Annotated in this window: 14 protein-coding genes, 1 tRNA gene and 1 pseudogene; 7 read left to right on the forward strand and 9 right to left on the reverse strand. The window is 70.0% G+C overall.

Features of this window, described 5'->3' with window-relative positions; genetic code table 11:
* The first annotated feature begins 171 nt into the window (after positions 1 to 171).
* Positions 172 to 1,068 carry a lytic transglycosylase domain-containing protein gene (locus MKL11_RS09495; RefSeq protein ID WP_243942517.1) on the forward strand — a complete coding sequence of 299 codons (897 nt, stop codon included), beginning with the start codon at positions 172 to 174 and terminating at the stop codon, positions 1,066 to 1,068.
* A gap of 83 nt (positions 1,069 to 1,151) precedes the next feature.
* Positions 1,152 to 2,054 carry an alpha/beta hydrolase gene (locus tag MKL11_RS09500; protein WP_243942518.1) on the forward strand — a complete coding sequence of 301 codons (903 nt, stop codon included), beginning with the start codon at positions 1,152 to 1,154 and terminating at the stop codon, positions 2,052 to 2,054.
* Between the two features lie 22 nt (positions 2,055 to 2,076).
* Here MKL11_RS09500 and MKL11_RS09505 read toward each other — a convergent pair whose 3' ends face one another.
* Positions 2,077 to 2,697, reverse strand: a complete 621-nt coding sequence (locus tag MKL11_RS09505) for a GNAT family N-acetyltransferase (RefSeq protein ID WP_243942520.1) — start codon at positions 2,695 to 2,697, stop codon at positions 2,077 to 2,079.
* Positions 2,698 to 2,750: 53 nt separating this feature from the next.
* On the reverse strand, positions 2,751 to 3,770 hold the full coding sequence (locus tag MKL11_RS09510; RefSeq protein ID WP_243942522.1) for a zinc-dependent alcohol dehydrogenase family protein: 1,020 nt from the start codon (positions 3,768 to 3,770) through the stop codon (positions 2,751 to 2,753).
* A 434-nt stretch (positions 3,771 to 4,204) separates the two neighbouring features.
* Here MKL11_RS09510 and MKL11_RS09515 point away from each other — a divergent pair, with 434 nt between their 5' ends.
* Positions 4,205 to 5,530, forward strand: a complete 1,326-nt coding sequence (locus MKL11_RS09515; protein WP_243942524.1) for an O-antigen ligase family protein — start codon at positions 4,205 to 4,207, stop codon at positions 5,528 to 5,530.
* Positions 5,531 to 5,561: 31 nt separating this feature from the next.
* On the opposite strand, the gene MKL11_RS09520 is transcribed toward MKL11_RS09515, so the two are convergent.
* The 3 genes from MKL11_RS09520 to MKL11_RS09530 all read right to left on the reverse strand — a co-directional run bounded on the left by MKL11_RS09520 (position 5,562) and on the right by MKL11_RS09530 (position 8,832).
* Positions 5,562 to 5,738: a hypothetical protein gene (locus MKL11_RS09520; protein WP_243942526.1), complete on the reverse strand. Its 177-nt coding sequence runs from the start codon at positions 5,736 to 5,738 to the stop codon at positions 5,562 to 5,564.
* Positions 5,739 to 6,574: 836 nt separating this feature from the next.
* Positions 6,575 to 7,006, reverse strand: a complete 432-nt coding sequence (locus tag MKL11_RS09525) for an acyl-CoA thioesterase (protein ID WP_243942528.1) — start codon at positions 7,004 to 7,006, stop codon at positions 6,575 to 6,577.
* A 59-nt stretch (positions 7,007 to 7,065) separates the two neighbouring features.
* Positions 7,066 to 8,832 carry a pyrroloquinoline quinone-dependent dehydrogenase gene (locus MKL11_RS09530; protein WP_243942530.1) on the reverse strand — a complete coding sequence of 589 codons (1,767 nt, stop codon included), beginning with the start codon at positions 8,830 to 8,832 and terminating at the stop codon, positions 7,066 to 7,068.
* Positions 8,833 to 8,936: 104 nt separating this feature from the next.
* Here MKL11_RS09530 and MKL11_RS09535 point away from each other — a divergent pair, with 104 nt between their 5' ends.
* Both MKL11_RS09535 and MKL11_RS09540 read left to right on the forward strand, forming a co-directional pair.
* Entirely contained in the window at positions 8,937 to 9,236 is a 300-nt protein-coding gene (locus MKL11_RS09535) for a type II toxin-antitoxin system RelE/ParE family toxin (protein ID WP_243942532.1), read from the forward strand.
* Between the two features lie 11 nt (positions 9,237 to 9,247).
* Positions 9,248 to 9,559: an addiction module antidote protein gene (locus tag MKL11_RS09540; RefSeq protein WP_243942534.1), complete on the forward strand. Its 312-nt coding sequence runs from the start codon at positions 9,248 to 9,250 to the stop codon at positions 9,557 to 9,559.
* Between the two features lie 4 nt (positions 9,560 to 9,563).
* On the opposite strand, the gene MKL11_RS09545 is transcribed toward MKL11_RS09540, so the two are convergent.
* A complete protein-coding gene (locus tag MKL11_RS09545; RefSeq protein WP_243942536.1) occupies positions 9,564 to 10,097 on the reverse strand; it encodes an ankyrin repeat domain-containing protein in 534 nt (177 codons plus the stop codon).
* A 137-nt stretch (positions 10,098 to 10,234) separates the two neighbouring features.
* Between MKL11_RS09545 and MKL11_RS09550 the strand changes: the two genes are divergently transcribed.
* A complete protein-coding gene (locus tag MKL11_RS09550; protein WP_243942538.1) occupies positions 10,235 to 10,453 on the forward strand; it encodes a hypothetical protein in 219 nt (72 codons plus the stop codon).
* Between the two features lie 285 nt (positions 10,454 to 10,738).
* On the opposite strand, the pseudogene MKL11_RS09555 reads toward MKL11_RS09550, so the two are convergent.
* From MKL11_RS09555 to MKL11_RS09565, 3 genes and pseudogenes are all read right to left on the reverse strand, one after another.
* Positions 10,739 to 11,017: pseudogene (locus MKL11_RS09555) on the reverse strand (IS701 family transposase); the annotation flags it as partial.
* 181 nt (positions 11,018 to 11,198) lie between these two features.
* Positions 11,199 to 11,275 (reverse strand) — tRNA-Pro (locus MKL11_RS09560).
* A gap of 82 nt (positions 11,276 to 11,357) precedes the next feature.
* Positions 11,358 to 12,056, reverse strand: coding sequence for a 4'-phosphopantetheinyl transferase family protein (locus tag MKL11_RS09565; RefSeq protein ID WP_243942540.1), 699 nt, complete (start codon positions 12,054 to 12,056; stop codon positions 11,358 to 11,360).
* Positions 12,057 to 12,183: 127 nt separating this feature from the next.
* On the opposite strand from MKL11_RS09565, the gene MKL11_RS09570 reads away from it, so the two are divergent.
* The gene (locus MKL11_RS09570; protein WP_243942542.1) at positions 12,184 to 13,467 is read left to right on the forward strand and encodes an MFS transporter; all 1,284 of its coding nucleotides are present in this window, start codon (positions 12,184 to 12,186) and stop codon (positions 13,465 to 13,467) included.
* Positions 13,468 to 13,518: the final 51 nt, after the last annotated feature.

Here is a 13,518-nt window from a genome sequence, read left to right on the forward strand (position 1 = left end):
GGAGCGGCGCCCGCGAAGGAGCCCTTGCGGGATCGCGGGGCCGACCGGAAGCCTCCTTCGCTCGCCCCTGAGGTTGAGGCCGTGGGTGGGATCTCCGAAAGACTTGCGCCGCGTCGTCACCCCCCAACCGTACGGATTGATCCCCCGGTGCGCGCCGCTACAAGCGGTTGCGTGATCGCCCCCCGCCTGCGCCTTGGCGCGCTCCTCGCCCTCCTCCCGCTCCTCCTCGCCGGCCCCGCCGCGTCGGCCCCGTCCGAGGGCGCGACCGAGACCGTCGAGCAGGCGCTCTGCCGCCTCATCGACGACTCCGCCAAGGCGCGCGGGCTGCCGATACCGTTCCTGACCCGGCTGATCTGGCGCGAGAGCAGCTTTCGCGTGGGCGTCGTGAGCTCGGCCGGGGCGCAGGGGGTGGCGCAGTTCATGCCGGGCACGGCGCGCGAGCGCGGGCTGCTCGACCCGTTCGATCCCGAGCAGGCGATCCCGCACGCCGCCCACCTGCTGGCGGACCTGAAGAGCCAGTTCGGCAATCTCGGGCTCGCGGCCGCCGCCTATAACGGCGGTGCCGCCCGGGTGAGCAAATGGCTCTCCGGCGAGGGCGGCCTGCCCGCCGAGACCCGGGCCTACGTCGCCGCCATCACGGGGGCGCCGGCCGAGGATTGGCGCGGCGGCGCCGCGATCACCGATCCGGAGGGCGGGGCGCCCGAGAAGAAGGACGCCAAGCCGGAGGCGCCGGTCACCTGCCTGCAGGTCACCGCCAGCCTGCGCATCCCGTCCCGCGGCGACCGCTTCGCGATCGGGCCCAACGAAGGGCCGGCGGCGCCCTGGGGCATCCAACTCGCCGGCAACTTTTCCAAGGCGCTGGCCCTCCAGAGCTTCAACCGCGCCCGCAACGCCTATGCCGGGGTGATCGGCGAGGCGCGGCCGATGATCATCGGCACCCGCCTGCGCAACCGCGGCACCCGGGCGTTCTACCGGATCCGCCTCCCGGCCCAGAGCCGGCAGGCCGCCGACGACCTGTGCGGCCGGATCCGCAAGGTCGGGGGCGCCTGCATCGTGCTGCGGACCTGATTTTTTACCTGTCGCCCCGCTTCCGTCATCAATCCGCCCCGAGCGAAGCCCTGAATGGGCCGATCAGGGCAACCGGACGGGATATGACACGGCTCCTCATCGCGTTTGCCAGCCTTCTGGGCCTCGGGCTCGCGGCCTACGGCTTCAGCGCCGCCTCGCCGCTGACCCTGTTCGACGCGATCGGCCCGCGCGATGCCGGCGGCCGCCTGGCGGCCCGGGACCAGGTTTTTGGCGAAGGGAAGCGGCGGCGGCTCGACGTCTACGTCCCCACGGTGACGGCCGAGCGGGCGCCGGTGCTGGTGTTCTTCTACGGCGGCTCCTGGCAGAGCGGCTCGAAGGACGATTACGCCTTCGTCGGCCACGCGCTCGCCGCCCAGGGCTTCGTGACCGTGCTGCCGGATTACCGGCTCTACCCGGAGACGGCCTTCCCGGGCTTCCTCGAGGACGGCGCCGCGGCGGTCGCCTGGGTGCGCGACAACATCGCGGCCTATGGCGGCGACCCGCACCGCATCGTGCTCGCCGGCCACTCGGCCGGGGCCTACAACGCCGTGATGCTCGGGCTCGATCCGCGCTACCTCAATGCGGCCGGGGTCGATCCCAAGGTGATCAAGGCGGTGGCCGGCCTGTCCGGCCCCTACGACTTCCTGCCGCTCGATCAGGACACCACGGTCAAGGTGTTCGGCCAGGCGCCGGACCTGCCGCTGACCCAGCCGATGACCTTCGCGGGCCCGCTCTCGCCGCCGACCTTCCTGGCCACCGGCGAGGCCGACACGGTGGTGAAGCCCAGGAACACGGTGAGCCTCGCCGCCAAGCTGCGCGCGGCCCACGTGCCGGTGCAGGAGCGGGTCTATCCCGGGCTCGACCACAAGGACACGCTGCTCGCCCTTTCGGTGACCTTCCGCTCCAAGGCGCCGGAACTCGCCGAGATGGCCTCGTTCCTGATGCGCCAGGCGGCCGGGCGGTCGCAGTACACGATGCGGCGGTAAGGCACGGCCCGCCGCGCGGCGGTCACGCCAGCAGCGGCACGTGCGGCGCGCAATCCCGGGGCAGGATGCCGGTGAGCCGCGGGTCTGGCGCCACCTCGACCGCGACGGCGCAGGGCGTGAAGCCGGAGCGCCGGTAGAGACCGAGCGCGCCGGGATGGTCGAACGTGCAGGTATGCACCCAGAACCGCCGGATCGGCCGTGACCAGGCTCTTTCGATCGCCGCATCGATCAGGGTGCGGCCGAGCCCCTGCCCGACCGCCTCCGGGACGAGGCCGAGGAAGGCCAGCTCGCAGGTGTCCGGCTGGCGAAAGTCCAGCTCCAGCAGGCCGAGATCCGTGCCGTCGCGGCGGAGCGCCCGGATTTCCACCCGCGGATCGTCGAGGATCGCCGTCAGCTCCGGGTCCGACAGCGTCAGGCGCGAGAACCACAGCCAGTCGGCGCCGACCGCCCGGTACAGCCCGCGATAGGTCTCGCATTCCGGCCGGACGAGGTGGTGCAATGCCGTCCCGGCGGGGACGTGTTTGGCCGCACGCGGGGCCGGCGGCTCGAACATTTCGAGGCTGGTGACGATGGCGGCGATGTGGCCCGGCGGGACCGCCGAGAAGCCGGGAGCCAGCACCGGGGCGGGCGGGTTTGAGAACATCGGCTCGGAACCGTGGCGACCGCGAAGGCCGCCAGCCTACCCGGAATCGAGCGTCAGATCTGGATGCAGATCTTGCCGAAATGGCGGTTGCTCTCCTGGTGCCGGAACGCCGCCACGAGCTCGTCCAGCGGGTAGACGCTGTCCACGATCGGCCGCAGCCCGCAGGCCTCGATGCCGCGGATCATCGCGATCTGGTGGCGGCGGCTGCCGACCAGGACGCCCTGGAGCCGGATCTGGCGGATCAGCGCCGGGACCAGCGGCAGCGGCCCGGCCACGCCGGTGAGGATGCCGATCACCGAGATGTGGCCGGCGACGCGCACGGCCTCCATCGACTGTTCCAGGGTGCCCGGGCCGCCGACATCGAGCACGTGGTCGACGCCGCGCCCATCCGTCAGCCGCTTTGCGGTCGCGCCCCAGGCCGGATCGGCGCGGTAGTTGATCAGGTGATCGGCCCCGAGGCCGCGCAGGCGCTCGAGCTTCGCGTCGCTCGACGAGGTCGCGATCACCGTCGCGCCCGCCGCCTTGGCGAATTGCAGGGCGAACAGCGATACGCCGCCGGTGCCCTGCACCAGCACCACGTCGCCGCTCTTCAGCCCGGCATCGGCGTGGAGCGCCCGCCACGCGGTCAAGGCGGCGGTGGTCAGGGTCGCGGCCTCGGCATGGTCCCAGCCCCGGGGCGCGTGGGTGAAGGCGGTGGCCGGTGCCGTGACCCGCTCGCGGGCATAGCCGTCGATCCCGTCCCCCGGCACGGTGGAGAAACCCTCGACCAGCGGCGCGCCGTCGAGCCAGGTCGGGAAGAACGTGCTGACCACCCGGTCACCGATCGCGAATTCGTCCACCCCCTCGCCCAAGGCCTCGACTTCTCCGGCGCCATCGGACATCGGCACGCGCGGCTGGCTCGGTCCCCACAGGCCGCTGACCACGGCGTAGTCGTGATAGTTGAGCGAGCTCGCCCGCAGCCGCACGGTGATCGCGCCGGGCCCCGGCGCCGGGACCGCCCGCTCGCCGAACCCTACCGTATCGAAGCCGCCGCCGGGCTGGACGATGACCGCCCGGGATGCCGATTGAGTCATGGTGCACCTGTGTTTTGCGCGGGAACGGGTATGCCCCGGAGTTTCGCGAGCGCGGCCGTCAAGGGCTGCGACAAAGACAGCCTGCATCCGCTGCCGGCAGGCGCCGTCTGTAGACGCGACGCCGCCGTGATGGTTGCAGGAAGGCCGGGGACTCGTCGTCATTGCGAGCGCAGCGAAGCAACCTAGGGATACGCTACGGTTTGAGAACGGACGTTGCCCTGGGTTGCTTCGCTGCGCTCGCGATGACGGAACGAAAAGGTCGGCCTCCGCCACAGCGCCCAAACCTGCGGCGTGCACCGCATGCCCCAATCCGCCCAGCCCGCTAAGGTTATCGCCAAATCCCCCGGTGCAACCGCCGGTCGCCCCATCGCCCCGGCGACCGCAGCCGCTACAATGAGCTGTGCCGCATCGCGCGGCCTCTGCGGAGGAACGGCATGGCTTCGGCGGACGCGGCGATCGGGATCCCGGCCGGGAGGGCCCAGAACGGCGCGGCCGGCCGCGACGTGCCGGATGTCCTGCGCGTGCTCCTGAACGGGGCAGTGTTCGTCCTGCTGTGGAACCACGTCTGGCTCAAGGACCTGTCCGACCGGTCGTCGCTGGCGGCCTCCGAGGACGGCAGCCTGCTGACCCAGGTGCTGTTCGCTGCGGCGGGACTCGGCATGGCGGCGGCGCTCCACCGGATCGGATTCCGCCATCTGCGCCCGCTCGCGACCTGGCCGCTGATGCTGTGCGGCGCCTGGCTGGGGCTGACCGCGCTCCTGTCGGTGGAGCCGAGCCTGTCGCTGCGGCGGCTCACCCTGTTCGGCATCGCCGCGATGCTCTCGGCGGGCGTGCTGCTGGTCGCCCGGTCGCCGCGGCAGCTCGCCCTGACCCTGGCCGGGTCGGCCCTGGTGATCCTGGTGTCATCCTACCTCGCGGTGGCCCTGGTGCCGGATCTGGCGATCCACTCGGCCTTCGATGTGAATTCCGATCCGAGCCATCCGGGCCTGTGGCGGGGCATCTTCCCGCAGAAGAACGAGGCCGGGGCCGCCATGGTGATCCTGGTGATCGTCGGGCTCTACGTCGCCGCCGCTGCGAGCCGCTGGCTCGGCTGGGGCATCGTGCTCCTGGCCCTCGGCCTGCTGGTGGCGAGCGGCTCCAAGACCGCGATCCTGCTGCTGCCGGTGATCCTGGCGATCACCGGCCTGTGCCGGATCCTGACCGGCGGAGCCCTGCGGGCGCTGCTGCTGCTCGGGCCGATCGCCGGGTTCTCGCTGGTCTCGATCGGCTCGGTCCTGATCCCGGCGATCCAGGACGCGGTCGGCGCGCTTCTGACCGACGCGACCTTCACGGGGCGCAGCGAGATCTGGCAATTTGCCCTCGACAACATCCTGGTCCGACCCTGGCGGGGCTGGGGCATCGGCGCCTTCTGGATGACCGAGCGGACCATGTATGGCGGCTCCGAGGAGGTGACCTGGGTCAACACCGTCGATCACGCGCACAACGCCTATCTCGACACGGCGCTGATCGGTGGCTTCCCGCTCCTGGCGCTCACCGTGGTCGCCTTCGTGCTGGCCCCGGTGCGCGACCTGCAGCGCGTCGCCGGCGGCCGTGGCCTCGACGCCGAGACGCTGCTGTTCCTGCGCCTGTGGTTCCTCGGCCTGGTCTCGGCCTCGTTCGAGACCGTGCTGTACAACGGCAACAACGCCACCTGCTGCATGTTCATGATGGCGGTGTTCGGCCTGCGGTTGCGGACGCGCTACGCGATCGCGCGGGGGTGAGGCGGATCGGATCCCGCTTTCCGCCAACCGCTCATGTCGGAAGCAGGCTTGGGAGCCAGTACATCACGATCACCACGATGGCAGCACATATCAGCAGCCCGACTATGGCGATGCCGATCAGGATCTTTAAAAGTACAGCGTCACTGAGTTCGACGCCGTCATACCAGAGTGGATTTTCGTTGTGCGTGAGCGGGTCTTCGTCGGGCATGGCCTGACTTACCTCGTCCATAATATGATCGGATGCGAGGCAAATGCATCGGCCGACGTTCTCGAGCTGCGAATGTAATTGCCGGCAACATATTTATCGAGTAATTGAGGAATACCACTTCATGAAAATAAATACAAGTCGATCCCAGTTTTCGCTAAATGCGAATGCTGGAACTGTCGTCCTGCAGTAAAATCTGGATCACCGAATTCGATCGGAACAAGAGCCACGCTTTGTTGCTCGATTATATTGAAGTGCAAAATAGACTATCTTTGCGGCATGCTTGCGTAGCATTAAGAAATCAAACGCGGCGTCGACACGGCGTGAAAGATTGTTCGCGGGATGTCATGATATGAGATTTTCAGATCGATAAATGATAAACGCATCAATACGATCAAAAATTGGGGTTCAAGAGCTAAACTTCAGTCGCATTTGTAGCATTCAATACAGCCTGACGGCGGTTCTTCCGCATTGACCTGTCTGCAGGCCATCCATTAGGCCTCTACCGTCGCTGCACCTCTTGCAGTGCGCCCGCTTATCATCGCGATCCCGACGGGCTGACTGAACCCCGGGACGCTGCAGAGAGGGTCGCGGTTACGCCAGGCTCGCCAATTTGGGGGCCTGGCATCGGACGCAGGCTTCGACCGACGACACCGCGGTCCCGAGGGATCCTTGAGCTTCCGCGACCGGCCCGTTGCAGACCGACGGATGGGGCATCGAGCGCCCGTTCCGAACGTCCCGGGACATGAACGGGACGGAGGCACGCTGTGCCTTCGGTCGCCGCGCGCTGCCGGCAACAGCGGGCAGGGCCGTGGCGGATCCTGCCCCCGGAAACCGGGTCAGATCCCGCCTACCTCCGGCGGCACCGGCCGCGGGCGGCGGTCGTCGCCGATCGCCACGAACGTGAACGTCGCCTCGGTGACCTTCATGGTGGTCTCGCTCGCCCGCTCCCGCCGCCAGACCTCGACCTGGATGCGCAGGGACGAGCGCCCGACCTTGGTGAGCCAAGCGTAGAGGCTGACTTCGTCGCCCACGAAGACGGGGTGGTGGAAGGTGATCGCGTCGACCGCGATGGTGGCGCAGCGCCCGCGCGAGCGCCGCGCCGCGACGTTGCCGGCCGCCAGATCCATCTGGGCCATGAGCCAGCCGCCGAAGATGTCGCCGGCCGGGTTGGTGTCGGCCGGCATCGCGATGGTGCGGATCACCGGCGCGCCGCGATGGCTCGGCTGCGCGTCCGCACCAGCACCCTCCCTGCCCTGCTCGTGCGTCATGGTCCGGACGAATCCCCGCCGCCAAAGGCTGGAACTCCTCCAGTCAAGCTCGGCTCGCGTCAATCGGGCAGGGCGAAGACCAGCAGTGCATCGCCGGTGCCGAACCCGGCCGCCTTGGTGTAGGACGCGCCCCCCGCGGCCACCGCCAGGTACTGCTTGCCGTCGAGCGCGTAGGTCATGGCCGGGCCGCTGATCCCGGCGCCGCACTGGAACCGCCACAGCAGCGTGCCGTCGCGGGAATCGTGGGCGTCGAGATGGCCGTCCTCCTCGCCGGAGAAGACCAGGCCGCCGGCGGTGGCGAGCGTCCCCCCGGAGAGCCGGCTGCCCGCGCGCACCGACCAGGCGATCTTGCCGCCGTCCGTGAGGTCGACCGCGGTGAGCGTGCTGAAGGACGGCTCGCCTTTCGCGTCGCCGGTCTCGGTGTAGCGGATCTCCGGCCTGTCCCCAGCGGCCGGCACGGTCTTGACCGTGTAGGTCGTCGCCCCGTGGCGGACCTGCACGTAGGCGAGCCGCCCGTCATAGGCGGTAGGCGGCCACGACACGGCGCCCAGCGGCCCCGGCGCCACCACGGTGCCCTGCGCAGTCGGCGGTGCGAACAGGTTCTTCTGGTCGAGGAGCGGGGCCGAGCGTTCGAGCAGCTTTCCCGTCGCGCGGTCATGGACGTAGATCCAGCCGGTCTTGCTCGCTGAGGCCACGGCCTTGGTGCCGTTCGGCCCGTCGAGCAGGAACGGCGGCGCGGCGACGTCGTAGCCCCACTCGTCGTGCGGCACCTGCTGGGAATACCAGCGCAGCTGCCCGGTGCGCACGTCGAGCGCCACGAGGCACATCGTGTAGAGGTTGTCCCCCGGGCGCGAGAGGCCGAAATTCTGCGGCGCCGGGTTGCCGGTGCCGAGGAAGATCAGGCCGAGATCCGGGTCGTAGGCCGGGGTCATCCAGAGGGAGCCGCCGCCGACCCGCCAGGCCTCGCGATTGGCCGGCGCGGCGGCCTTCTCGGCGGCGATGTCCCGGTGGAGCGGCACGCCGTCCGCCGTGGTCGCGACGAAGCCGCCCTCCCAGCCCTCGGACGGGGTGACGTACCAGCGCCAGCGCTCCTCCCCGGTCTTGGCATCGTAGGCCGCGAGCCAGCCGCGCCGTCCGTAGCCGCCCTCGATCCCGACCACGGCGCCGCCGTCGAGCCCGCCGGCCTCGTCCTCGACATGGAGGCCGTAGCCCGCCCCGGTGACCCCGACGATCACCAGCCCCTCGGCCACCAGCGGCGGCATCTTGAATCCGAGCCGGCTCGATCCCTGCACCGCCTTGCCGCCGAGCTTGCCCGCGAGATCCGAGGCGGTCTCGCTCTCGCCGTCCTCCGGCCGCACCGCCTCCTTGTCCCAGACCATCCGGCCGGTCCTGGCGTCCAGCGCGATCAGCCGCCCGTCCATGGTCGCCTCGAACACGACGCCGTCCGACACCGCGAGCCCCCGGTTCGAGGGCGGCCCGAAGATCTTTTCCGTGCGGGCCTTGTGCACGTAGGTCCAGAGCGGCCGGCCGGTGCGGGCATCGAGCGCCGCGACGTTGTTCTGGGTGGTCGAGGTGTAGAGCGTGCCGTCGACCATCAGCGGCTGGGCCTGGAAATAGCCGGTCACCCCGGTCTGGAACATCCAGGCCGGCCGCAGGCGGCCGACGCTGGCCCGGTCGATCTGGGTGAGTTCGGAGAAGTTTCGGTTGCTGTGGTCGTGCCCGAAGGCGGGCCAGGGGGTCTCGGCGGCGAGGGCCGGGAGGGGAGGCACGACCAGCGCCGCGCAAGCAAAGAGAAGCCCTCTGTCGATCCAGGTCGATTGCGGCATGGCGTTTCGGCTCCCAAACTTTTGAGATCACCCGATCCGGTGATGGGGACGGCTTGGCAAGACGCTCGAAGCCGCTTGCGACGATTTGTATCTTATGGGATACAATGACTGTGCCCGAGGTTTCTACGACGGACGTGTTCGATCGGTGGATCGTTGGTCTGCGCGACGTCACAGGTCGTGCCCATATCCTTCGTCGGATCGTGCGCCTCTCAGAGGGTAATCCTGGGCATGTGGCATCCGTCGGCGGCGGGGTCAGCGAAATGAAGATCGATACCGGGCCTGGATACCGTGTCTATTTTGTCGAACGCACCAAGGGCGCGGTCGTGATTCTGCTGTGTGGTGGCGACAAGAACTCACAGGTTCGCGACATTGCTCGAGCTCACAAACTCGCGCTGACGGTTTGAGGAGGGCGCTCATGGCCGGTTCCGAAACATCCACCCGGCCCTTCGACGTGGCGACGTATCTGCGCACGCCGGAGGATGCCGCTGCCTACCTGTCCGCCGCCCTGGAGGAGAACGATCCCGCAGCCTTCCGCCGTGCGCTGGGGGATGTGGCACGGGCCCGAAGCATGGCATCCGTCGCGGAGGCGAGCGGCCTCGGCCGCGAGAGCCTGTACAAGGCGCTGTCGCAGACCGGGAACCCGAGCCTCGACACGGTCCAGCGCGTCGTCTCGGCCCTCGGCCTGACTCTCGCGGTCCTCCCGGCGGCGCCCGCCATCGATCTTTGAGCCCTCACCCCGCCTTCCGCGCCGCCGCGTCGAGCTGCGCCGGCGTCGCCTGGGCGCCCATCGCGCGGGCCATGTCGGCGGCGCTCTGGCCGGCGGCATCGCGAAAATCCGGGTCGGCGCCGTGCTCGAGGAGCAGCGTTACCATCTCGGTGCGGTCGAATATCGCCGCGGTCATCAGGGCGGTGCGGGTGCCGTCGCCGGTGCCGTTCACCGCGGCGCCGTGCTGCAGCAGCAGCCGGGCGATCGCGATCTCGTTCTTGAAGGCGGCGCCGGCCAGCGGGGTCTGGCCGCGGTCGTTGGCGAGTTCCGGGTCGCCCCCGGCCTCCAGGATCACCCGGGTCGTCTCCACTTGGCCGTTATAGGCGGCGAGCATCAGCAAGCTGTCGCCCTTGTCGTTGCGGAGGTTGGCCGGAAGCCCCTGGCCGAACAGCTCGGCCAGCTCCTCGGCATGGCCCATCCGGGCGTACTGGAAAACCCGGCCGGCAAAGGCCAGGGTCTCGTCGTCGAGGGCCGGAGGTGGGTTCGTTTCGGGATTCATCGTCGCTCGCCTGGTTCAATCAGGGGCCGATCTGGGACTGGACCACCAGCCTGTCCAGCACCCCGGGAACGCTTTCGCCCGCGCGGCCGTTGCAGCCGCCACCCGGGCCATCATGGCCGGATGCCGTCGGAGCGACCATGCCGCGCCCCTATGAGCCGTTCGCCGATGCCCTGCGCATCGCCCGCGAGATCGTCCGCGACCGGGTCGGCGCGGTGACGCGGGCGGCAATCCAGGCGGATCCCCATGCCTATGACGAGGCCTGCAACGCCCTCGCCCTGCGGATCGCCGAGGCGCTGGTGGATGAGGGCGAGGCGGTGGCGGGCCGCTACGCCGGCCGGGACGACCGGGCCGCCTGACGGCTGCGCGCTGGCGCAGGTCGCGACGGGCCACACTCCCGAACGGGCTGACGTTACAAGGACGTTTTGAAGCATTTGCGTTGGCGGCGTGGTCTGCTGGGCTTACGGCGTCGATGCCCTCTGGCATCTGACGCTCGGCGTTCGCGATGGGCGTTTCGGGCGGCCGCCTGATGCGCGCGTCGCCAGGGCGACCATGCGATGACGTGGGCAAGTGAATGCGCCGCTGGGCCAGCCGCCCGGCCATGCGGCGGATCTCCTGGACCGAACGACGGATCTGCAATCGGGCGGTCTCGGCCGAGCCCGGCTTTTTGGGGGCGGCGCGTCGGGATGATGGCGGATCACCGCCAGCAGGGCGAAGGCCATCGTCACGAGGCCGCCGTACCGATGCCGGCCGTGCCAGGAGCGGGTCTCGTTGTGAGCCTGCCCGCGTTCGGCCTTGGCGGTCACGAGGGCAGCCTCGATCGCACAACGCTGGCCCTCGACCGCCATCGGGGCCGCGGCCGGCGTGCCGGCCGGGCACCAGGTCGTGAAGTCTGCGAAGCTGCGGCGGATCAACGGGCCGCGCGCCCTTCGTGCCCTCGCCGGCCGGCAGGTGTACTCAGGCGGATGGACCCAGAAGGCGATCGGCTTGAATCAGCTGCGAAACAAGATTGCCGACAATACCGAGCTTACGCCGGACATGACTGGTCAATTTCAGTCGTGTCGATCAGCAAAAGCGGGAAGACCTGTACTCCGCGAAGGAGCTTGGTCGGAGTGGCAGGATTTGAACCTGCGACCCCCACGTCCCGAACGTGGTGCGCTACCAGACTGCGCTACACTCCGAAGGCCGGCTTGCGTGTCCGCAACTGCCGGCAGCGGGCTTATAGCCGCGCCTTTCCTGGACCGCAAGGCCGGTGTTCGGCTTTCAGCGCAGGCGGCTCGGCCAACCCGGCGGGAGGTGCCGAACCGCGATCTCGGCCTCCGCGGACTGTACCGCGACGGTCGCGGCGTAGTCCGGTCCGCAGGCGATGTCGGCCAGCGTCCAGGCGACGCCTCGTGCCATGCGCAGGAGACGCGGGCGCGCGGGCGGGACGCTGACGCTGAACCGGTCCAGCGGCAGCGACAGCCCGGTGCCCATGGCCTTCACCACGGCTTCCTTGCGGGTCCACAGCCCGAAGAAGGCGGTCTCGATGTCATTTGGTAACGACGCTGCCAGGGCTGCGGCCTCGTCGGGCGCGAAATGCGAGCGCGCGATGCGCAATGCGTCCGACAGGGGCCGGATCTCCTCGACATCGACGCCGATGGCCGCGCCACGCGCCAGGCCGATCAGGGCGCGACCCCCGGAATGCGACAGGTTGAAATCGAGCGCCCCCCGCGCGGAGCCGGCGAGTTCGGGCTTGCCGGCGGCGCCGGCCTCCAGGCGGATGACGAGCGGAGCGATACCCAAGGATTCGCCGAGGATCAGCCGGAGCGCCGCATGGCTCGCCCGATAGCGCGCACGGTCGGCCGGACGCAGGAAGCGACCGGCGCGGTCGCGTTCGTCGGCGCCGAGAACGGCCTCGCACAGATCGAGCTGATCCGGCGAGAGGGCGAGATCGACGATCCAGATGTCGGCCGCGCTCACGCGACGCCTCGCGGCTTCCGAGCGCACGCCGTAGTTTGGTCGGGACGAAGCGGCATGGGTTCGGATTCGGTGACGGTGGGATGAGGAGCATCGACGTGCGGCACCGGACCGGCAAGTGCATCCGGGCTTGAGCGCACGATCGCGTGGCGGATGGCTGGAAGCCCCGAGTCTCTCCGGGCGACGCGCCCGCTATGGCGTGTTCTTCGCGACCTATCTCTATCAGGGCCTGATCGCCGGCTTCTCCCTGACCGCCCTGGCCAATCACCTCGCGGCACGCGGCGTCCCGGCCTCGGAGGTCGGGTTTCATTTCGCCCTGGCCGGGCTGCCCTGGACGCTGCAGCCGATCCTGTGGGGACCGCTGGTGGATCGGTCCGCGCATCTCCGCATGGGCCGGCGCAGACCCTTCGCGGTGGCGGCGATCCTCGGATGCCACGCGGTGGTCGCCCTGATGCTGCTGCTCGACGCCGAGCAGATCGGCCTGCTCGGCCTCGCCTTTCTGGTCCACAGCCTGTTCGCGTCCCTGCTCGACACCGCCTGCGACCGGATGATCATGGATCACGTGCCCGCAGCCGAGCTCGGCCGGGTCAGCGCCTGCACGCGGGCGGGGTTCGTCGCCGGGACCAGCCTGAGCGCCGCGGTCTTCGGCTGGACGCTCGCCGCCTACGGGCTGGCGGCGAGCCTCGCCGGGCTGCTCGCATGCGGCATCCTGGCGAGCCTGCCGATGCTGCTGGTGCGCGAGGCGCCGGGTGACGCGCTGGTAGATTTCGGCCGGCGCGGCCCGCCTCCGCGCCGTGTCCCGTTCCCTCGCTTCCTGCGTCGCCTCGGCCTCGCGCTGCGGCGGAAGCGGGCGCTGCAACTGCTTGCCCTGTGCTTCGGGCTCGACGGCGCCCTCGGGCTGTTCGAGCTGCCGTTCTCGATCGACCTGCTCCAGGGCCGGGGTTGGGACCCGGCCGCGCTCTCGCGCCTCCAGGCGGGACTTGCGTTCGTGAGCGGGACCGCGGGTGCCTTCGCGATCGGCCTCTGGTCGGACCGGGCCGGGCCGGTGCGGCCTCTGAGACTCCTGCTGCTGGCGAGCGCGGCGACCTTCGTGCTGGCCGGCATCCTGATCGCCGCCGGACTGCTGGGGTCGGCGGCGCCGCTGATCCTGGCACTTACCAACGCGCTGCCGGGGCTGCTGATCGTCGCGCTGATGCCGGCCCTGCTCCAGGCCAGCCGCGGGCGGGCCGGCGCGGCGACGCAGTTCGAGGTCTACATGGCGGCGATGAATCTCGGCTCGGTTACCGGCACGGTGCTGGCGGGCTGGCTCGCCCCGGTGATGCCGCTGGCCGTGCTCAGCGCCGCGGTCGCCGCCGTGTTCCTGGGTGCCTTTCTGCTGGTCGGCCGCGGCGATCTGCTCGCGCCCCGCGGCTGAGGGATGTGGGGACGCCGCGCCGCAACCGACTCCCGCGGGGCGCGCGATGCG

The organism is Methylobacterium sp. J-077, assembly GCF_022829365.1.
GTDB lineage: Bacteria > Pseudomonadota > Alphaproteobacteria > Rhizobiales > Beijerinckiaceae > Methylobacterium.

Excerpts from the sequence above, each read along its gene's own strand:
- MKL11_RS09540 (WP_243942534.1), top strand. The coding sequence starts at position 9,248 with ATGGCCGGTTCCGAAACATCCACCCGGCCCTTCGACGTGGCGACGTAT.
- MKL11_RS09500 (WP_243942518.1), top strand. The coding sequence starts at position 1,152 with ATGACACGGCTCCTCATCGCGTTTGCCAGCCTTCTGGGCCTCGGGCTC.
- MKL11_RS09550 (WP_243942538.1), top strand. The coding sequence starts at position 10,235 with ATGCCGCGCCCCTATGAGCCGTTCGCCGATGCCCTGCGCATCGCCCGC.
- MKL11_RS09545 (WP_243942536.1), bottom strand. The coding sequence starts at position 10,097 with ATGAATCCCGAAACGAACCCACCTCCGGCCCTCGACGACGAGACCCTG.
- MKL11_RS09505 (WP_243942520.1), bottom strand. The coding sequence starts at position 2,697 with ATGTTCTCAAACCCGCCCGCCCCGGTGCTGGCTCCCGGCTTCTCGGCG.
- MKL11_RS09530 (WP_243942530.1), bottom strand. The coding sequence starts at position 8,832 with ATGCCGCAATCGACCTGGATCGACAGAGGGCTTCTCTTTGCTTGCGCG.
- MKL11_RS09515 (WP_243942524.1), top strand. The coding sequence starts at position 4,205 with ATGGCTTCGGCGGACGCGGCGATCGGGATCCCGGCCGGGAGGGCCCAG.
- MKL11_RS09510 (WP_243942522.1), bottom strand. The coding sequence starts at position 3,770 with ATGACTCAATCGGCATCCCGGGCGGTCATCGTCCAGCCCGGCGGCGGC.
- MKL11_RS09520 (WP_243942526.1), bottom strand. The coding sequence starts at position 5,738 with ATGCCCGACGAAGACCCGCTCACGCACAACGAAAATCCACTCTGGTAT.
- MKL11_RS09535 (WP_243942532.1), top strand. The coding sequence starts at position 8,937 with ATGACTGTGCCCGAGGTTTCTACGACGGACGTGTTCGATCGGTGGATC.
- MKL11_RS09525 (WP_243942528.1), bottom strand. The coding sequence starts at position 7,006 with ATGACGCACGAGCAGGGCAGGGAGGGTGCTGGTGCGGACGCGCAGCCG.